Here is a 20,397-nt window from a genome sequence, read left to right on the forward strand (position 1 = left end):
AAATATGTGATATTTGCACGTTTTCGCCAATTATTCACATTTTGTTTACAGAAAAAACCTTTTTTTTAACTATTCTTTGCAAAAATAATTGGCATTTTTGAAAAGAAAAGAATAGATTTCAACCCGGTGTGGCATTTCAAAAAGGCCGGTCTTTTTGCTATGCCGTTGTTGGAAGGTTTTACATCGATGGAAAAGAGAATTATGAAAAACACGAAAAACACCTTGCTTAAGTGGTTGCTTGGTACCAGCTTGCTCTTTGCTGGTGTGCAGAGCGTCTGCGCTGCATGTCTTGGTACCTTGCATTTCCAGAGACCTGATGATTGGAAGGTTGCTTATGTTACAATAAACACCGCCGTTCAGATTCCGGCCTCCACGCTCAATGCGACCACTGGTTTCTACGACTATGATTTGTCCAATACAAAGGCTCAAACCCAGGAACTTTACTTCGGCTTGCAGACAGCTCCTCCTCTGTCAGATCAGCAGGGCGGTTCGATTAATTATATTTTGGCCAATACGTGGAATGGCACAAACTCTAACGATCCAAATTTCATCGTGAATAACCGTAATACTCTCGGTATTAAGTGCCCGGGTGAAGGTAAGGATGTTTGGGTTATGGAAAACCCGAAGAAGCCTAATACCACCTTGGTTTCCTATACCAAGCCGGACCTTCATTACCTCTACGTTCTTGTTCCGGATGAAGAAGAATGGAAGTCTACTCCTCCGAAGGTTAGTCTTGACGGCTCCTTCGAAAATCGTAAGGCTATGAGTGTTGACACCCGCATGTGCGGTTGGTACTACTATGTCTGGATGAACGAAGAAGTTCCGGGCAGCATTCTTATTGTCCGTGATGACGACCCTGATTTGGAAGAAGCCATCGGCTTTGAAGGTGCTGGCGCATCTACCACCACTCCCATTCCGGCTGACATGCTTTTCTCTGCCTATGGCGAACGCCTTTACTTTGTGACCTCTCCTGAAGTTGCAGAAGAATATCCTGAATCTATGGCTGGTGAATTGTTCTCTGACAAGGATCCTGGCATTGAAGGTAACTGTAAGTATAGCTTGGCTGCACTCCTCTACGATACAGATGCCTCTATGCATGGCGCTTTCACCTGTGATGCTTACCCGGCTGTGGCTTCTAACGGTTGCTATAATGCTGGATCCAAGTATAACTACCCGGGTGCTGGTGCTGCAAATACGGTTCCCTGTATTGGTGTGACCAAGGGTATTGTTGCTGACATCTTGAACAAGGAAACAAAAAAGCCGACCTACAATGCTGCTAGTGGCTGCTTTGTTAGCCAGGAAGCTTTCGATGTGATGTTCAAGGAAACTCCGGGCGTGAACTTTAAGCATTGCCGTAACGTTGAGTTTGGCTTGCAGAAGGACGGTATGTGGGAATATGATAGCTATAACGAACCCACAGGTGCCTTCACTATCTTGAACGATCTTGCTGACTCTGTCAAGGCTGGCGTTTGCACTGACTATTGCGAAGTTGCTGCGACTCCGCGTGCTGGTATGGGTAACGTGTCCTATGGTACTGGTGCTTTGCAAATCCAGTTTACCAATGGTGAAGAAGTTATTCGGGAAGAACCTGAAGGTATTTCCGCTGCAGCTACTAAGTTGCTTGGCTTTGTGAAGGACTGGTCTGCCATTGAACCGAACAGTGGTCTTCCGTATATTGACCTCTATCCGGTTGCTGCAGGTGAATTCGGTGACGGTAAGAATCCGAACGTTTATGATAACTCCACTTGGGATAAGCGTACCAAAGGCATGAACAACCAGATGTTCTGCTTCGAATCCCATGCAAACTTTGTCTATCGCCCGGGCATGCAGTTCTCCTTCCGTGGTGACGATGACATTTGGGTTTATATCGATAACAAGCTGGCCGTGGACCTTGGCGGTACCCACCTTGCTGCTCCGGGTTATGTGAACTTGGATGATTTCACTGGTGCTTCCGGTAAGCTTGCTGAAAACACCCAGTATGATATTGATATCTTCTTCTGCGACCGTCGTACCGACATGAGTAACGTTCGTATCAAGACCAATATGTACATTGTGCAGAACACCTCCATTACCGCAAAGCCGGTTAAGGAAAAGGGTAACTCGGCTGTTACTTCTTATGCCATGTGCTATAACAGATCTGGTGACGGTTCCTGCGAAGCTATTGCTTCTGGTTCCAATGATGCTGTGCAGTGCTGTGGTAAGGAATTGCTCGGTGGCAAGGAAGGCTGCGAAGGCCTTACCCTGGAATACTACCTTGTTGCCGGTTCTGCCTGGAATGATTCTGCCAAGGCTCTTGCTTCTGGTGCCGTTCACTACAGTGGTATTGACCTGACCAACCCCATTTCTCCCAAGATTGATAAGAAGGCTATTGATCTTCCCTCTGGTCGTTGGAGCTTGTACCTCAAGATTGGCAATGAAAAGAAGAAGGTTGCTTCTTTCCGTAAGGCCGGTGAAGTTGACGTTGTCTATGGCAATGCTGTGGCTGTCTATATCGATGAAGAAACTGAAAAGGAAATTTCCTCCAAGACCAAGTACTACAACTACACCAAGTCTGCTATGGCTGGTGGTGGCAAGAACCCGGTCGCAACCGACCTCGTTCCGATGTACGTTTCCGCAGTTGCATCTGAAAAGCGCGAAGACAGAATCGTGATGCAGCCGGATGACTCCAAGGGCTTTACCTATAGCCTTGATATTCCTAGCGGTATGAAGGTCTATAAGAAGAATGCAAGCGGTGGTTACGACGAAATCAGCTCCACCACTTCCAACACAATTGATGATACTGGTGTTGATACCATCTACGTGTTTGTCTCCTCCTTGATGATGGATACAAAGAAGGGCAACCCGCAGTCCTACAGCATCAAGGTTGTCAACAGACCGACTCCGGCTGTTATTTCCTTCTACGTTCCGCGTCTTGCCTTTGTTGATACCTTGTACAAGGATTCTGCAACAAACAAGTGGGTGTTCAGCACCAACTTCCGCACTCAGGGTGATACCATTGATGGCAAGATTGAAGAACGTTTGACCGGTATGGGTTACAACTTCTTCCTGGTTGCTCTTAAGCCCAATGACGCTGGCAAGTACGATATCTGTGATGATTGTAACCTCAAGTTCAGCACCAAGGCGGGTACTTCTCCGGGTCTCGAAGCAATCGATACTACTCAGCTGAAGATTGTTAACGGTGGTGCTGTTTTCCAGGTTCGCTCCTTGAGACAGTATCGCATTGCTGATAACAACCCGGCTAAGCTCGTTGTTGTTGGCCCGACTTCCTTGAGTAATGCTCAGTATACCCCGATCTTCTTTGCTGAACCGCCTTGCCCGATTCCGGCATTTGCTGACGTGTTCGATGTTGAAGGTGCTAAGTCTTCTATTGATATGAAGATTCCTGGTCCGTACTTCAGCACGGAAACCGTATATCAGGATGGTATCGCTGACATGGTGGATGTGTACTACAACCGCCTGGTTCCGAAGGACTCTGTCCCGCTGGCAATCTGTATCGAATGGGAAACTTCTTCTGCTGAAAAGTTCTATCCGGCAAAGGATTCTCTCTATTCTACCAGAGATCCGGAAGACTACTACATTCTCTGTAACGCAGTTGTTACCACCGATGACATGGAAGTCACCAATTGTGACCAGACTATGACCGATGGTGAAGATGGCTCTGTCGTAACGGATTCTGCAACTGGCAAGCCGGTTATGTACTGTGATCAGCGCGTACGTCTTAAGAATCTTGCTTTGTCCAAGCTTCCGAAGACTGTTGGCCCGGGTAAGGTTACTTCCTTCTCTGCCTATAGAGAAAAGAAGGGCGGCCTCGTTAAGCAGGGCTTTACTTCTGAAGTTATGGTTGATCGTATGGCTCCGATTCCGGTCTCTGCACGAGTCCTTACTTCCAAGAACTCCAAGGGCCAGTCTTCTGACCAGGATGTTATGACCATTATCATGTCTGAACCGGTTAGAATCGTTGACGATGTTGATAAGTTCAATGTCTTTGACTTCTACATTACCGGTGGTCACTGGGATGATTCTCAGCGCTTTGTCTCTCCGACCGAAGGCACCACAAGTACAGTTACCCCGTTGATGGCTCCGACTCCCAGCAATGATACCATTAAGGTTATCTATAAGATTGTGATCGATGAATCCAATGGTATGGCTAAGAACATGACTCCGAAGAAGGATGACTACCTGCGTCTTAGCGGTAATGTGGAAAAGAAGCTCTTCTTCTGGAGTGACTTGACTGAAACCAACGTGGCTGGTGCTGATAGTATCCGTAAGGTTGTTGCTCTTAAGAACAGCGATGATATCTACCTGAAGGAAGAATACTACTGGAATGCTCCGACGGGCTATGCAGAAACTATGCGTCTGCCTTCTCCGTGGGTTGAAATTGAAGGTGATGCTGTGAACAACATTACCGTGAACAAGTTCGCATACACCAGTTACGCAAATGATGCAAAGACTCCGATTGTTGTCAACGCATACAACAAGCGTAGAACCTTCAATGAAATCATTGATAAGGAAGGTGGTATCCCGGGTCACTTTGTCCAGGCTGACTTGATGTCTTACTACAACAAGTTGTCTGCAGAAGATCGTGCTAACCTTGATCTTGACCAGGTGTACTTCTACTACAAGGTTGAATACTTCACTAACCTTGGTAACTATGTTGCTGGTACAAGCGGAAAGATCTACTGTAAGGATGAAACTAATAAGAAGTTGAATGGTGGCAGAACCTTCTTTGGTGAAGAATCTGAAAACAAGACCTGTATCGAAGCAGGTACCAACCGTAACTTCTACATTGGCTGGAATATGCTTTCTGATGAAGGCCGCCAGGTTGGTACCGGCGTCTACATCACCAAGGTTCAGACTTATGTGAAGATTGGCCGCAAGAAGGATGGAAAGAAGGATCTTACTACTACCATTGGTGTGAAGAAGTCCGACAATTCCAAGATTTACTCTCCCAAGGGTGAAATCTTCCCTGAACAGTTCTAGCATCTAGTTGCTAAATAAGACCTTCCGGTTAGTAGCCGGAAGGTCTTTTTTTATTATATTTGAGGCATGAAAAAGATTGTTGCATTTTTGACTGTTGCCGCAGGTTGCGCCATGGGCTGGGCTGCTGACCAGCCTACTGATCTTGATTCCCTGTTCCGTGGCAAGGAATACAAGCCTGCTCTGAGCGCATCCTTGAGGGATACTACTTCCAATCAGGCTGTTCCCAGCAAGTCTTCTAATGCCAAGTCCAGCAAGTCTGATGGCTACTATGTCCTTCAGTTTGAAGCTGTTGCTGATTTTGATGCCGCTCAGCGTCGCCGTGCACAGATTTCTGCAAGCACTGGTTATGCAATCCAGGTTGTATTTGATACTCCCTTCTACAAGCTTCGTGGCGGTGGATGGACGACGAAGAAGGCTGCTGAAGACAAGGCTCGTGAATTATCTGCCTATAACATCAACGCCTTCGTTGTCAAGTTGAAGTAAGCCTCAAGTAGAATCGCCGATTTTGCAAAAGAAAACCCCACTCGTTTGAGTGGGGCTTTTTGTTTTTAAGATCACGGACTGCCGTTTATTCTAGCAAACCCAGAGCCTGCTTGAGGTTGTGCTCGTTCAAGGACTGGGGCATCAAGGCTCGTTCTTCCGGAGATACGTAGACCAGCTTTCGTTCCAAGTCCGGACGGGAAGAACGATCGCGGGGCTGTACTTCCATAGGAGTAAGGGAGTAGTAGAACGGACCGGTCTTCACAAAGCGCTTCTTTTGGAGGCCCTGATTGATTGCGTCAGTCAAAGCCTTTTCAAGCATGGGACCTGCTCGGTCTACATGGTGAAGTTCTAGCACGCGGTGCTTAAGGATGTCTTCATGAATCGGGGCTTCGTGGTCCACGTAGAACTTGAGCTGCGTAATGAGGGCGGCTGCGGGAAGTTCTGCGATAGGCTTGTCATGAGGTGTGCCTTCGATTTTCGGATGCTGTACTGCATAGGGCACCACGGCAGTGCCTTCTCCCGCCATCTTTTCTGCAACATCGTCGTCATCTTCTGCTTCGGTTTCTGCAGAAGGCGGCGGAGCGACGCTTTGTTCGATAGCGATTGTTGCAATCATGTGTCCGACTTCGTCGGCGTTCATCATGTACCAGAAGGGCAACCACAGATGGAGAACCTTCCATCCCAGTCTTTTCAGGAGGATCGGACGGATGCAGGTCTTGTCTTCAACAGAGTCGCAGAAACGTTCAACGGTACAGTCGTCTTCAATGAGGGCGAGGAATCGGTTTGCATTGTTGGCGTCAACAACCACAGGTCCAATGGAAATTCCTCCGCGGTTGAAGGATTCTTCAATCTGGATGTTTTCCTTTTCCAATGCGCTGAGAACCTGCGACTTGATGGCAGATTCTGCGGGATGACCTTCGCTCTTGACAGTGAAGTTCTTTTCTTGCAGGTAAGAAATCCATTCCCAGAACAGGGATGTCCTGGAGGTTCCCTTCTTGGACATGTCTGATTCGGAAATGAAAACCCTGGTTTCAACCTTTGCCAACGTCGTGCAAACGGAAATCTTTCTGTCGTTAGCCAAACCGCTTGTATTTTCAGATTCGGCACAGACGAAAATTACATCACGGAAACGGTCAATGGCTCGTTCCGGAGTTTTAATAAAGTAACGGATGTCCTGGTTTTGCTGGTCAAAGAATCTTGCTGCGCCGGAACCGGAAGCGAGCATGGCTCTAATGGCAGCTTCGATTTCGTGACAGGTGGACTGATGGAAAGCGATGATGCCGAGGGTCTGGCTAGGATTCTTTTCGGCATGACGAATTGCTGCCTGGGCAATTGTCATTACCTTGTCCATAACAGTCTTGAAGCGGATTCCCTTGAACTCAGAACGGTTCGGTGCAGGGAATTGCTTGATGCTGTTATTGTAAATTCTGTCGTTTGCAAATCCAATCAAGGACGCATCGGCGTATTGGCTGGAAAGCCACAGTTCTCTTGTGGGGACACCCTGACGGAGGATGGATGACAAAATGCTTTCTACGAAGAACGGCGTGTGCTTGAGCGGGTTCTCCTGATAAGCGTCGTATGGCAGCATCTCGTGGTTCGGGTTGTGCGGGTCGCCGATGAAGACAACCTTTTTCGAACTAAGGATGCTGGGGAGGGCTTCTACGACGGTGATGCAATCAGCGTCGAGAAGGATTGTCAAATCAAACTTACTGTCAACGGGAAGGGCCAGCGAGCCGTTTACGTTGACCACAGTTAGCAATTCCGGACTCTGTTCGACGGCGTTGTGGAGTTCCTTGAAATTTGCGTTACTGAATTTATCCAAAAGGTCGCGGTAGGCGCTGTTCTTCTTGTAGCGAGCCTTGGGATTCAAGGAGAACAAGTCCGGGCAGCTACGTGTGGCAGCCTGGATTTGAACACCGGACCAATGATGAACGAACGCCTGAAGAATGTCCTTGTTGACATTGGCGGTATCTTCAACGAAGGATACCAGTCCAGGACAGTTGTAGTTTTCAAGTTCGTTGAACAAGGATGTCAATTCCAAATGGACGTCCAGGTTGTCCCAGTTTTCACTCCAGGACTTGATGGTGTCCAACCACTTGTTAATGTCCAAGCTGTCCAGCGGAGTTTCCAGTTTCATGTCCTTGGAAATCTGGCGGATGGACTTCTGTAGATTCTTTACGGAACCGGAAATGGTTTCAAAGTCGTCGAGAATTGGCTTGATGTTGTGCCACTGTTCCAGGATCTGGAGCAGCAAGTCAAGACGGGGGTTGTCTTCGTACTTCTTGCGGAATTCAAAGACGTACTGAATCTTCTTGTGGAGTTCCACCCAGTTAGAACGTTCGTACTGCCAGTCCTTGCCCAACAGATGGTTGCCGAGCACGGCACTTTCCTTGTAGGCTTTCTTGTTTTCCTGCAGTTCCAGCAAAGTATCGATCAAATCGAGCAACTGGATGTCAGAGGAAACGTCCTTGGGATTGCGGATGACCTGAAGCAACTGCTTCTTGGAAGAACGGTATCTGTCGGAAAGGCCTTTCAAGGTAGCCTTCTGGCTTTCTGCAAATTCGTCTCGGGCTGCAAGAACGTTTGTGTCTACTGCTTCGTCGGTATAGATTTCAGAGGTCTGACGACGGTAGCGGACCCACTTGTCTCCAGCTTCGGAAAGTTCAAGGAGGGTATCCTTGTAGGCTGCCCAATTGCTAGAACGGAGTTCCCAATCTTCAAAGTCAGGAGTGTCCTGGTCGAAGTTGTCTTGAATCAGTTCAAGAATGTCAGACAAGCTCGCAAGGAAGATTCCGGTGGGGAACAGACCTGCATTTTTTAAAAGCTTGATGGTCGTGTCTAGCTTGGAAACGTTTTCCGCGGCAAGCTTCAGTTCCTCGGAAATGGAAGCTTTCTTTTCGGCGGTGAGGCTAGGTACCTTTACGCTTTGGAACGCTTGGCGTGCTTCAAAACCCTTCTTGTTGAAGTACAGGTCGGAAATCTTTTCCAGGTCAGCCTTCAGTGCAAGATAGCTGGCGTAGTTCAGTTCGCTGACTCCCTGGAAAATGGAATCGGGGAACTTGCGCTTTGGTGCCTTGGCTGCGATGAATTCTTTCAGCAAGTCTGCCAGAAGAACGCCGGACGGTTGAATGGGGTTGTTGACGGTTTCGTAATAGTCAAGGAAATCCTTTCGTGCTTTTCTTACATCGTTTGCCAGGGCGTCGCGATCGGCGTCGGCGAATGTACGGAAAGGAGGCTTCCATGCGTTCTTGAATGCGTTTGCGGAAACTGCACGGCGAGTGACCACCAAAACTTTCTTTTTCTGTGCGACTGCTTCTGCAACGATATTGGCTGCCACCTTCATCTTTTCGGTGCCGGGCAGAGCCTGGATTGCATAGGCGGGGGCTCTGTCGTCGAGAGCGTCCATGGTGACTTTCGTAGTGTGAGAGTCAGTCTGATACAGGAAGTGGTGATCTGCCGGGGAGTAGACGTGGTCGAATGCGTCGTTTTCAAACAAGGATTCTGTTACGTCGTAGCCGTCGCCATTGAGGAATGGCTGGATTGCGGCGTTAGATTCAATCTTCTTGTCTGTCCAGCCGATTTCGTAACGCTTCTTGAAAAGAAGGCGGCTGGTGTGGAAGAATCCGAGGCAAAGACCGTGACGGGTGAACTTCCAGTTGCGTTCTCCTGCAATGGCCTTCTCGAAGAGGGAGAAATACTGCAGGATGCTAAACTTGCCGTTGGTAATAGCGTCTTCAGCCTTGGGCAAGGCAATCTTGTCCTTGAGGCGTTCTCTGAGAACGACGTTTTCAATGGGCTGACGGTTGGCAAGAGTTAAAGTCTTCTTGTTTACATCGGCGTCTACGGGAATCAAAAGGCTGGGGGCAAGGGCATTGCCGTCCCATTTCAAGAAACCGAGAACGAGGTATAAATCAGATTCTCCGAAATCTTCGTACTTTTCGCGAAGAACTGCGGACATGGAGTCTTCCATGGCCATCTTCTGCTGGGCGGTAAAATTTGCAGAAATCGGGAAAAAGGAATCCAGGGGCAAAGGACCTTCTGATTGTTTCCATTTCTCATAGAATAAATCTCCCGCTTCCATAATCAGGGGAGACTGGAAGTCTGCCTTGGAAGAGAAGATGAGCAAACGATCTTTAGAATCGAAAAGAGCTGCTTCTTGACGAATGTTGGATACGATAGAAGATGATAATGCCTGAGACATGCCCTCAATATACTTTTTTTTGAAGGTTCGTGCTGTTTATTGTCACAGAGATTCGGCGATTTCGCCTATAGCTTCGTTTATGGAGGTGGGGCAATCTTCAGAATGTATACCGGCCTTGAAAAGAACTCGTCCCAAAAGTTCCTCTGGGGAGATTCCTTCTTCCTTGTCCTGCCTGATGCTGTGGGCTAATTCACGTTTAGAAAGCTTTTTTCCGGTTGAGTCTACGATGAGGGCGTGGTGAAGGTAAAGGGGCTGCTTGTAGGGCTTGCCGAGAACGTCGCAAATGGATCCGGAAAGGGCGATTTGTCGGGCGGTGGAATTGCGAATGTCCTCTCCGCGGATGATGTGGGTGATGTCCTGGTCAATGTCATCGACGCAGACGGCAAATTGGTAGGTCCAGCATCTTTCTCGGTCGCGGATGGGAAAGTCTCCGCATTGGTTTGCGGGATTTTCTGCGAACGGGCCAAGGCGATAGTCATTCCAGTTTATTACTTTGTCTGCAAGTTTAAATCGCAGGTTGTGCGGGGGAAGACTGCCTTCCGTCTCTTTTTCGCCTTCAGCCTTTAACGTCTCTGCTAAGCAACGGCACTTTCCTTGATAGATAATTTCGCCGGTTTCGCTTTTGGGGTTTTCTGCTTCCAATTGCTTTCTGCTGCAGGTACAGGGGTAGACAAGGTCTTTTTCGATTAGTTTTTGAAGAACGCCTTGGTAAATTGCTGTTCGTTCGCTTTGAATACTTTCGCTATGGTGTTTAAAGCCCATCCATTCCAGGTCTTCTCGGATGCCATCGATATAGGCTTGACGAGTTCGGCCTCTATCATGGTCTTCGATTCGCAAATGGATATGAAGGTCCCATTTTTTTGCTGCGGCCCACACATAAAGAGCCGAAAGCAGGTGGCCTTCGTGCAGGTATCCGGTGGGGCTGGGGGCGAATCTGATTTTTCCTGTCATAGAACAGCCCTGAAATTAGAAATAGATGGCGGTTTTGTTCTTTGGTATTTGCTATCTTGATACTTAATGCGAAATGTTTCCTGTGTTTTGAAAGTTTTGATGTCTTCGGCTTTTGCCTCCTTGGCTGCCGTGGCCTTTTCTTCCTGTTCTTCTGCACCTGCACCACAGACGGATGCTACCGTGGCGAAGGCTGATTCTGTAACAACGGAAAACGCAAATTCTGCTGTTGCAATGGCTTCGGACCTTCCTGTAAGTTACAAGGATATCCAGTTCCCGGAATTCAAGTATGTGGCTCCTTATCCGAAGGACTATCGTGTGGAAGTTGCCCCGGGCATTACAGGCTATATTGTCAGCGATCGTTCCCTCCCGTTGGTAAACTTTACAGTCTATTTTGAAGAATCCTTCATTCCTTCCGTGTTGAAGGACGAAGCTGCCAATTCCATGGTGAGCTCCATGCTTCGTCGTGGCGGTGGCGGTGGCATAAATCCCCATGCCTTGGACGATTCCCTGGAATTTATTAGCGCAGGTCTCAGCACCTCTGTGGGAACCTTTAGCTCCATGTTCGATATCGACTGCATGTCCAAGGATTTCAAGAACATGATGGCAACGGCAAAACAGGTCCTTACGGCTCCGGAATTTGATAAGGAACAGTTGGAACTGGTTAAAGCCAATTATGTAACCTCCTATGATCGCCGCTATGACACCCCGGCCAAGGTCCTTTCTGCTTTGAAGGCCAAGGTAAACTACGCTCCTAACCCGAGACTGTGGGATGCCAATGCTGAAGAATACAAGGGTGTAACTGCGGATGATGTGAAACGTCTGGCGGCTGGTGCGTTCTCTTCCAAACGCATTATTTTTGCCCTTTCTGGTGATGTGGACAAGGATTCCGCTGTTGCCGTATTGAAGGATTTCTTTGCTGGCTGGAAGGTTGAACCTGCTGCAGAGAAGGCAAAACCTACGCCCCTTGCTTTCTTGAATAAGCCCGGTGTCTATGTGGTGGACAAGGACATTACCCAGGCAAACATTTCCATGAACCAGCCTTTTGTAAAGCGTCCCCATCCGGACTACTATCCTGCTGCAGTGGCCAGTTTCATTTTGGGCGGAGGCAGTTTTACTAGCCGCTTGATGAACCGAGTCCGTAGCGACGAAGGCTTGGCCTACAGCATCTATAGCTCTGTAGGAAACGATTACCGCGATACGGCCATGTCTACCATCGCCTTGCAGACTAAGGTTGAATCTGTAGACTTTGCCCTGAAGCTGATTTTTGAAGAAGTGGAAAAGCTGGCGAAGGATGGTCCTTCTGAAGAAGAACTTGCCCAGGCCAAGAAATCCTTGATTGAAAGCCTGCCCAGCTTGTTTGATAGTCCTTCTTCCACCGCAATTATCTTTGCCAAGGGTGAACTTCTTGGAAAGTCCGACGACCATTACCTGGATTATGTCAAGGAAATCAATGCGGTAACGCCTGATCAGGTGAAGGCTATGATTGCCAAGTACTTTGACAAATCCAAGATGACCATTTCCATTGTGGGACCGGTTTCCAAGTTCGATGCCTTGAAGCCGTTTACCGTGGTCCCAATGGATAGTCTGGAATTCAGAAATTAAGAGGACGGAATTTTGAATATGGTTCTGAAAAACACGCTGAGACTTCTGTGCGCAATTCTGTTGTGCGGTGTTTATGCTGTTGCCGCAGAACCCGCTCAAGCGTCTCCGTCGGATTCTTCCTCGCAGCTGAACCAAGTGGATAAGGCGGAACGTCTCCGTTTGCAGAACAAACTGGGCCATGATGATTTGCATGCCCTTTGCTCCGGTATGAAGGGCTGCCTGAATATGGATGTCCCTGGCTGTGATGAACTTGATAAGAAGCCCATGACAAGGGTGAAGTATGATGAAGAATACTGCGCTCCTTACCACGAAGTGGTTGCCCGTGGCCTAAGCACGGATATGAAGACTCCCTATGCTCCGGAAATTTTTGCCCGTCTTGGTCGTCAGTACCGCGCAGTCTACGAAAATGTTGGTTCTTTCCCCTCGGATGGAAACATCATTAGTTATTTGTTCGACAATATGCCCTTCACCGCTCAGTTGATGAACGCTTATTTGGAATCCAACTATGTTCTTGAATATACCCATCCGAACCGTAGGTATTTCAATGGCAGCAATGGTCGTAGCTTGTCAGGTGAATTCTATTGGGCTCTTCAGGACAGCGCTGGTCAGAAGCTTGGCTTGAGAAACTTGTTCTTTGGCTATGGTCATGCCAAGGTTTTGAAGTGGGCTCTTCATGGCACTGCAATCGCATACCTGGATATGGATCCTGTGCCCGGCAATACGATTAAATACAAATTAACGGCAATCGTGTTCCCTGGAAATTCTGTGTTGAATTCCATTATGCAAATGAAAGTCTTCAAAAATGTGGTGAATGCGAAAATTGACCATATTGTAGATGATGTGAAAAAGTCCTCGGGTCAGTATTTTAGCGGCAATAAGGAGCCTATGCTGAAAAATGCCAATTTGAAATCCCAGGAAAATATTCAGAATGTCTTGGATTTCGAAGCGGTTGTGAATGGCGCTCCCTGGAAACTTGGCGACTATATGAAACTGAAAAAGTTGCGTGAAGAACAACGCAAGAACCCGTCGCAGACAGCTCCGCTGCGTGTTGAAGAATTTCAAAAAATCAAGGAAAACAAATGAGCGAAATGAACGAAAACTCTGAAAAGTTGGAATCCCTCTTGGCCCGTGTGACAGACCGTCGCAAGGAATTGCTGACCTCTGTTGTCGATCGTCGTACGAGACACTTCTGCATGGTTCTCGAAGATTTGTTCGACCCTCATAATATTTCCGCAGTGATCCGTACTGCAGAAGTCTTTGGTTTGCAGGATGTTCACATTATCGAAGAAGATAACGCCTATAGCGTGAACAAGTCCATTCTTAAGGGTTCCTACAAGTGGATGAATCTTTACCTGTACAAGAAGCGCATGCTTTGCATGGAAAAGCTTCGCGCCAAGGGTTACAAGATTGCCGTTGCAAGCACCAACACCACCAATTCCGTACTGGATCTGGACTTGAGCCAGCCTACCGCTTTCTACCTGGGAAGCGAATTCCACGGTAACCACCCGGATACCTTGGCTCATGCTGATTATGAATTCAAACTTCCCCAGTACGGCATTACCGAATCTATGAACGTTTCTGTTGCTGGTGGTGTCTTGATGACCTATCTGGACGTGTTTATGCAGAAGGAAGGCCGCGAAAAGTTCCTCTTGCCTAAGGCCGAACGTGACGCCTTGCTGACGGATTGGCTGGATCGCCATGTAAATGGCATCGAAAATAACAGCTCAATTACCCGAATCGAAGGCTAAAAAGGCGTTTTTTCCCTAAAGAGCCCCTGTTTTAAGGGGGCTTTCCCGTGGAAAAAGCCGGAATATACTAGATTAAGAACGAAATGAAAAAGTATTCTGCACTCTATTTTTCTGTTGGCCTTGTAGTCATACTGGCCGTCATCATTCTTGTCTTTGGCGTGTTCTTCCTTAATGAAAAGGACCCGCGTGAAACTTACAATACCTTCTACCTGCGTTTTACACAGGTCAGTACCCTTGTTCTCGATGACCCTGTCAAGGTAAACGGCGTCAAGCTGGGTAAGGTTGAAAACATTGAACTTTCTGGCCACCGCGTGGTGGTTACGGTTCGCCTTCGTACCGACGTGAAGATTCCTAAGGATTCGGAAATTCGCGTGCAGAACATCGGTATCATGGGTGAACGTCAGATTGGTATGATTTTGGGCGATTCTGCAGAATACTTCGCTCCGAATGATACCATCAACGGCCAGTTCGATGCCGGTATTGCTGAAGCAATCGGTTTGGCTGGTGAAGTTTGCGACAGTACCAAGGTTTTGCTTGAATCTGTGAAGCAGGCTCTGAATCAGACTATCGTGAATCCGGATTTCCAGGAAAGATTCAAGACCCTCCTGGTCAAGGCAGAAAATCTTGAAGACCGTTTGATGACTATGCTGAACACCACCGATCCGAAACTCAAGAAGAGCTTGGACGGTTTGAATCAGGTGACCGTGAAGGTTAACGAACTGATTGACGGTGTTAAGTCTCCGGTGGACAACCTGTTCGCCAATACCGAAAAGCTTATGGGCAATGCCGACAAACTGGTCGGCGAACTGGAAGGTGTTACAAAGCATTTGGATGAATTGCTTGCCAAGGTCCAGAATAAGATCAATTCCAAGGACAACACCGCAGGACTTTTGTTGAATGATCGCGCTCTCCATGATGACTTGATTAAGACGGTGCATTCTGCTGACAGCTTGTTCCGCGTAATTCTTAAGGACGGCCTGGACATCAACGTGGATCTTTTCTAAGGAAAAAAAATGATAGTCAAGACATTGGTGGTCTCTAACAAGTTGGGCATTCACGCCCGCCCTGCTGGGATGATTGTTGACGTTACCGGACAAGCAAAGAGCGATGTAAGCATCGTCTATGAAGGTTCCAAGGCTAACGCCAAGAGCATTCTTAACGTTATGATGCTCGCTATTCCTGCCGGTTCCGAAGTCAAGTTCGAAATCGACGGTGAAGACGAAGAAAACGTTGCTTCTCAGTTGGAAAGCCTGTTCAATGACCACTTCAACGAAGAACCCTGCTAATAACGAAGCGCTGCCGGTCCGTACAGTTTTGACCGGTGTTCCTGCTTCTCCCGGCTTTGCAATGGGCCGGGTGTTCCCGGTTATTAACCGAGAGATTTCCGTTGTTGAGGAAACTCTCCCGGAAAGCCGATTGGCAGATGAAGAGCAGTTGTTCCTGAAGGCCGTGAATATGACCTCCAAGGAAATTGCCCAGATCAAGGAAATTTCCGAAACTCGTGCAGGGATGAAGGATAGCCTCATCTTTGCAACCCACTTGATGATTTTGCAGGACCCGGGTCTTTTGAACGGAGTCCTGGATCAGATCCGCAAGCACCATAAGAATGCCCGCTGGGCTGTTCACGTAGTGCTTGGCGCCTACATCGACAAGTTTGAATCTATTGACTCTGCGGCCATGCGAGACAAGGCTGCGGACCTTAGAGACTTGTATAACCGTCTCATGGCGGCCATGGAAGACTCCGGACCTGTATTGGAGGATGTGGCTGCTGAAGATGGCGTAATCCTAGTTGGCCATGAACTTTTGCCCAGCTTGCTGATGTCCATCAAGCCTGGTCAGGTAACTGGTCTCGCCATGGATACCGGTGGTCGTACTAGCCATGTGGCTATTTTGGCCCGATCTCTCCAGATTCCCTTGGTTTCTGGCCTGAGAAACTTTGCTGCCGTGGCAAAGGCCGGCGAAACGATTTTGCTGGATGGTTCTCGCGGAACCGTGATCATCAATCCGAATGAAGAAGATATCCGCGATTTCCATGAACGTCAGGAAGTTTTCGAAAAGCAGCGCCGTGAATTGTTCACCATGCGCCAGCTTGAACCGATGACCCGCGATGGCAAGTACATTACCTTGCATGCTAACATCGAATTGCCGTCGGAAGCGGACAGAGTTACCGACTTCGGTGCTACGGGTATCGGCTTGTACCGTTCTGAATTTTTGTTCCTGCGAAAGAACGCTCCCACCCAGGATGAGCAGCAGGACGCCTACCGCTATATTTTGGAAACGATGTCTCCCTGCCCGGTGATGATCCGTACTTTGGATGCAGGTGGCGATAAGCTGGTTAGCGGTATCAATGCGGTGAACGAATCCAATCCCTTTATGGGCTGGCGTTCCATCCGTGTTTGCCTGGATAAGACAGATTTGTTCTGCGCGCAGTTGAAGGCTTTGCTTTTGGCAAACACCAAGGGCAACCTCCGCATTCTTTTGCCCATGATTTCGGGCATGTCTGAACTGCGCCGTGCAAAGGACTACATTCGTAAGTGCCGCCAGGAATTGGAAGCTGCAGGACACAAACTCGCACCTGTGAAGATTGGTGTGATGATTGAAGTCCCCGCCGCAGTGATGATTGTGGACAAATTAGCGAAGGAAGTGGACTTCTTTAGCATCGGTACTAACGACTTGATTCAGTTTACCTTGGCTGTAGACCGTACCAACGAATTGATCACCAACATGTTCCAGCCTCATCATCCGGCTGTGTTGAGCATGATTTACCAGACAGTTCGTGCTGCGCATCGTGAAGGTATTCCTGTTGCAGTTTGTGGTGAAATGTCAGCAGACCCCATGAGCGTTCTGTTGCTTGTGGGACTTGGCGTGGATGAACTTTCCATGACTCCGTGGAGTGTGATGTCTACCAAGAAGATTATTCGTTCCATCAATTTTGAAGACGTTCGTGAAACGGCTTTGACTGTTTTGCAGATGGACGATGCAGAAAGCGTGAATGCCTACTTGCATAAGAGATACGCTCAGCCCATTATGGACTTGGGTATTTCCAGTGTGGTGGGCCAAGTTGAAAACAGTAAGAAGTAGTACTTAGAAAGTCATGATTCGATCTCTTGTGACCCTTTTAAGCATTTGCACATTGAGTGCATTTGCTCAAAGCCCTGTTGTTGATAGCACTCAAAATGCGGTTCCGCAAAACGTGGATACCCAGGCTTCCGTGCCTGTGGCTCAATCATCGGCATCCGTTGTCGCTGAAGTTGCTCCTGCATCTTCTTCAAATGGAACTCCGGTTCCTATGCAGGCTACGGATAGCATCATTGCTGCCATGCCTATGGAACCTGTAAATCCTTATACGGATTTGGAACAGATTCCGCCTAGCCGTTTCCAGGATATGGTGGTTCGTTACGAACGCGTGAAGGCTGCTAGTGAAGATCCGCGTCAGCCGAAGAACATCCGTGATTTTGCAAGAGCAGCTCAGTACTATTACAAGGAAGAATGGGATAGCGCCTACGCTGCCTATGATTCTTTGCGCGGTCGCGATTCTGAACTTGATGGCGCCGTAATCTTGCGCATGGCAAAGACATGTTTCTATCAGAAGGATTTTGCCAAGATGCGTGCCGCCCTGAACCTGAATCCGGCTTTGGCAAAGAATGCTTCCTGGGACCGTAGCGCTTCTCGCCTGCGTATTGAAGCTGCCATGGCTGACTCTACATTAAGCGATCGCGCACACGCCGACTCCTTGAAGGCCTTTATTGAAAAGTACCCCAAGTCTGATGATGCGGCTGCTTTGAAGTTCCGCTACGGCCGCTACCTGGAACAGTTCAAACAGTTGAAGGAAGCCAAGCGCATCTACATGCAGTTGCTGACCAGTTCTTCCTTCTATAAGGATTCTGCGTTCGCCAGCATCCGTAAGCTCCGTAAGGTGCAGGGTGCGCCCGAGTCGTTGGCGGAGAAGATTGCCTATGCGAAAATGGCTTGCGCTAAGGATGAGGCTGCGAGCTGCTTGACCCTTTTAGATTCCATCTTTATTCTTGATGCCGAACAGGTACGAAAGAACCCGCAAAGTGCAGTAGCTCTTCCGGAAGATTCCATTCAGAGCAAGCTTCCTCTCAGCACTATGGATATGGAAACCCGCATCAACCTGTGGGAAAAGCGCGCTGTCGCCCTTCGCGGTTTGAAGCGTGATGATGAATCCATTGCCCAGTTCCGTTTCTTGCTGGATTCCGTGGAAGTTCGCCCGGTTTGGATTCAGTCCACCTTGCGCTTGCTCCGTAACAACTCTACAAGAAATGCGAAGCTTATCAAGAAACTGGACGCTCAGCTTACAGATGTAAGCAAGTACAGCAAGGAAAATGCAAACAACCTCTGGGTTCGCGGTATTGAATACGAACAGAACCAGAAGTACGATAGCGCCCTGGTTTGTTTCAGGCAGCTTTCCCATAAGCGTTTTAAGAATAACGTGAAGCGTCAGTGGGCCAAGTTCCGCGTAGGCTTTGTGCTCTTCAAGCAGGAAAAATGGGAAGAAGCGGTGGCAGCTTTCATCGATGCTTCCAAGGAACCGTTCCTATGGAGTGGTAGTGGCGCCCGCATGTTCCTGGGTGACGCCTACATGAAACTTGGCAAGGACTCCTTGGCACGTGAAGCCTACCTTGACTGTATCCGCGATTTCCCGCTGGCCTATTACGCTCATCGCAGCCGAATGAAACTTGTGGAAAATAACTTGATGGCCGCTGCCGATGTGCCCTATGCTCATGGCGTGCAGATGACTCCGGAACAGACCTTGGCTTGGATTCGCGATTCCCAGAAGTTGGGTAAACCCGACGCTACCTACAGCCCGGAACGTTATAACCGAATCAAGACTTTGTTCCTCTACGGCTTCAGTGATCAGGCCTTTGACCTTTATGATGAAGCCCGCAAGAAGAACGCAAAGCGTTTGGACTTCTTGTACGAATACGGCCAGCTCTTCTACGAGATGGGTGAAACAGCTGCAGGCTATCGCTTGGCTCGTCAGTTCCAGAACAACATTGATCGCCGTCGCCTCATGACGCCGCCTATCGATGTTCTGCATTACCTGTACCCGATTCCGTACAAGGATCAGGTGAAGTATCACTCCGGTGAAAAGATCGACCCCTTCTTCGTGTACAGCGTGATGCGTCAGGAATCCATCTTCAACTTTGAGATCGCTTCCCCGGTGGGTGCCTGCGGTCTTCTGCAAATTATGCCTGCTACCGGTAAGATGCTTGCAAAGCTTGAAAACCTGGAAAACTTTGACCCGAAGCAGCTTTACAATGCCTACATGAATATCCGTCTGGGTGTCCGCTACCTCATCGACTTGAAGGCTGAATACAAGGACGACTACATGTACGTTCTCGGCAACTACAATGCTGGTCCCAAGCCCACCAAACGCTGGCAGGCTGCAGGCCAGGGCCTTCCTTGGGATATTCGTGCCGAAGAAATCAGCTACTGGGAAACCCGCGATTACGTGAAGCGCGTCATGGGTAACTACTGGATCTATCAGGAAATTTACGACTCACTGTAACTCGAAACTCATCGCTCATCATGCTCTTTCTTCTTCTGACAATCGGTCCTGCCTTCCTTTTTGCCTGCGGCAACATCCTGGAGAAATCCGGAGTGGCCAACGTGGGCAAAAGAACTGGTGGTGTGTCCAACCCCTGGCAGTTCTGGAAGGGGGTTTTTACCAACGGTTTCTGGTGGCTTGGAATCGCCTGCTCCGTATTTGCAACGGGTGGCTACTATATCGCCATGGCCCGCTACGATTTGAGCCAGGTTCAGCCCATGATGGTGTTGAACCCGGTGCTTACCGCATTGATGGGCTTTGTGATTTTGAAGGAAGTTCTGACCCGCCGTATTGTGGTGGCTATCTGCTTTGTGGTTGCTGGCCTCCTTTGCTCTGTGGAATCCCTTGGTGAGGCGACCAGTGTCCAGGACGTCAGTATGCTTTGGATCTATGCCGGAGTGGTTTGTGGAGTCGCCTTGCTGGCCCATTTACTTTGTAAGGATCGGGAGATGGTGGATTCCCTGATTATGGGTGTTGGCTTCGGTATTTCTGCCGCGTTCTATAAAAGCCTGGCCATGGATTTCGATTTGGACAACATTTCTCTTTCGTCCATTGGAGCCTTGATCCTTGATCTCAGAACCCTTGCTTATGTGGCCACCTACGGTATTGCGTTCATTTACTCGCAAATTTCTTTTTCCAGAGGCCGCGCCTTGTTTATTATCCCGTTCAGCGCCGCTGTGGGAGCTGCTGTTCCCACTATCGCTGGAGCAGTGGTTTTCTCTGAAGCGTTCCCGGTAGAAAAAGTGGTATCCGTTACATTGGTGTTGATTGGCGCCTGCCTTTTTGTGGTTCGTCGCCCCGGTCGTAAAAAAATCAGAAGAAAAAGAAATGAAAATCACAGTTTCTAGCAAGTGATTTTT

General features: G+C 48.5%; 12 protein-coding genes. 10 read left to right on the forward strand and 2 right to left on the reverse strand.

Annotation, left to right across the window (positions count from 1 at the left end; all coding sequences use genetic code 11):
* Positions 1-201 precede the first annotated feature (201 nt).
* Positions 202-4,980: a fibro-slime domain-containing protein gene (locus tag MJZ25_04330; protein MCQ2123393.1), complete on the forward strand. Its 4,779-nt coding sequence runs from the start codon at positions 202-204 to the stop codon at positions 4,978-4,980.
* A gap of 66 nt (positions 4,981-5,046) precedes the next feature.
* A complete protein-coding gene (locus MJZ25_04335; protein MCQ2123394.1) occupies positions 5,047-5,463 on the forward strand; it encodes an SPOR domain-containing protein in 417 nt (138 codons plus the stop codon).
* Positions 5,464-5,548: 85 nt separating this feature from the next.
* Here MJZ25_04335 and MJZ25_04340 read toward each other — a convergent pair whose 3' ends face one another.
* The gene (locus MJZ25_04340; protein MCQ2123395.1) at positions 5,549-9,664 is read right to left on the reverse strand and encodes a hypothetical protein; all 4,116 of its coding nucleotides are present in this window, start codon (positions 9,662-9,664) and stop codon (positions 5,549-5,551) included.
* A 42-nt stretch (positions 9,665-9,706) separates the two neighbouring features.
* On the reverse strand, positions 9,707-10,615 hold the full coding sequence (locus MJZ25_04345; GenBank protein MCQ2123396.1) for a glutamate--tRNA ligase family protein: 909 nt from the start codon (positions 10,613-10,615) through the stop codon (positions 9,707-9,709).
* 99 nt (positions 10,616-10,714) lie between these two features.
* On the opposite strand from MJZ25_04345, the gene MJZ25_04350 reads away from it, so the two are divergent.
* The 8 genes from MJZ25_04350 (at position 10,715) to MJZ25_04385 (ending at position 20,385) form a co-directional block, all read left to right on the forward strand.
* Positions 10,715-12,217, forward strand: coding sequence for an insulinase family protein (locus tag MJZ25_04350; protein MCQ2123397.1), 1,503 nt, complete (start codon positions 10,715-10,717; stop codon positions 12,215-12,217).
* Positions 12,218-12,235: 18 nt separating this feature from the next.
* Entirely contained in the window at positions 12,236-13,300 is a 1,065-nt protein-coding gene (locus tag MJZ25_04355; protein MCQ2123398.1) for a hypothetical protein, read from the forward strand.
* Positions 13,297-13,965, forward strand: coding sequence for an RNA methyltransferase (locus MJZ25_04360; protein MCQ2123399.1), 669 nt, complete (start codon positions 13,297-13,299; stop codon positions 13,963-13,965). The genes MJZ25_04355 and MJZ25_04360 overlap by 4 nt, the downstream gene beginning before the upstream one ends.
* 83 nt (positions 13,966-14,048) lie before the next feature.
* The gene (locus MJZ25_04365; protein MCQ2123400.1) at positions 14,049-14,969 is read left to right on the forward strand and encodes an MlaD family protein; all 921 of its coding nucleotides are present in this window, start codon (positions 14,049-14,051) and stop codon (positions 14,967-14,969) included.
* A gap of 9 nt (positions 14,970-14,978) precedes the next feature.
* Positions 14,979-15,251: an HPr family phosphocarrier protein gene (locus MJZ25_04370; GenBank protein ID MCQ2123401.1), complete on the forward strand. Its 273-nt coding sequence runs from the start codon at positions 14,979-14,981 to the stop codon at positions 15,249-15,251.
* Positions 15,223-17,046, forward strand: a complete 1,824-nt coding sequence (gene ptsP / locus MJZ25_04375) for a phosphoenolpyruvate--protein phosphotransferase (GenBank protein ID MCQ2123402.1) — start codon at positions 15,223-15,225, stop codon at positions 17,044-17,046. The genes MJZ25_04370 and ptsP overlap by 29 nt, the downstream gene beginning before the upstream one ends.
* 13 nt (positions 17,047-17,059) lie before the next feature.
* Positions 17,060-19,498, forward strand: a complete 2,439-nt coding sequence (locus MJZ25_04380) for a lytic transglycosylase domain-containing protein (protein ID MCQ2123403.1) — start codon at positions 17,060-17,062, stop codon at positions 19,496-19,498.
* Between the two features lie 20 nt (positions 19,499-19,518).
* Positions 19,519-20,385, forward strand: coding sequence for an EamA family transporter (locus MJZ25_04385; GenBank protein MCQ2123404.1), 867 nt, complete (start codon positions 19,519-19,521; stop codon positions 20,383-20,385).
* The last annotated feature ends 12 nt before the right edge of the window (positions 20,386-20,397 follow it).

The organism is Fibrobacter sp., from assembly GCA_024399065.1.
GTDB lineage: Bacteria > Fibrobacterota > Fibrobacteria > Fibrobacterales > Fibrobacteraceae > Fibrobacter.

Bases quoted from the DNA above. Each gene is read 5' to 3' on its own strand.
- MJZ25_04370 (MCQ2123401.1), top strand. From the start codon at position 14,979: ATGATAGTCAAGACATTGGTGGTCTCTAACAAGTTGGGCATTCACGCC.
- MJZ25_04380 (MCQ2123403.1), top strand. From the start codon at position 17,060: ATGATTCGATCTCTTGTGACCCTTTTAAGCATTTGCACATTGAGTGCA.
- MJZ25_04360 (MCQ2123399.1), top strand. From the start codon at position 13,297: ATGAGCGAAATGAACGAAAACTCTGAAAAGTTGGAATCCCTCTTGGCC.
- MJZ25_04335 (MCQ2123394.1), top strand. From the start codon at position 5,047: ATGAAAAAGATTGTTGCATTTTTGACTGTTGCCGCAGGTTGCGCCATG.
- MJZ25_04355 (MCQ2123398.1), top strand. From the start codon at position 12,236: ATGGTTCTGAAAAACACGCTGAGACTTCTGTGCGCAATTCTGTTGTGC.
- MJZ25_04350 (MCQ2123397.1), top strand. From the start codon at position 10,715: ATGTCTTCGGCTTTTGCCTCCTTGGCTGCCGTGGCCTTTTCTTCCTGT.
- MJZ25_04340 (MCQ2123395.1), bottom strand. From the start codon at position 9,664: ATGTCTCAGGCATTATCATCTTCTATCGTATCCAACATTCGTCAAGAA.
- ptsP (MCQ2123402.1), top strand. From the start codon at position 15,223: ATGACCACTTCAACGAAGAACCCTGCTAATAACGAAGCGCTGCCGGTC.
- MJZ25_04345 (MCQ2123396.1), bottom strand. From the start codon at position 10,615: ATGACAGGAAAAATCAGATTCGCCCCCAGCCCCACCGGATACCTGCAC.
- MJZ25_04365 (MCQ2123400.1), top strand. From the start codon at position 14,049: ATGAAAAAGTATTCTGCACTCTATTTTTCTGTTGGCCTTGTAGTCATA.
- MJZ25_04330 (MCQ2123393.1), top strand. From the start codon at position 202: ATGAAAAACACGAAAAACACCTTGCTTAAGTGGTTGCTTGGTACCAGC.
- MJZ25_04385 (MCQ2123404.1), top strand. From the start codon at position 19,519: ATGCTCTTTCTTCTTCTGACAATCGGTCCTGCCTTCCTTTTTGCCTGC.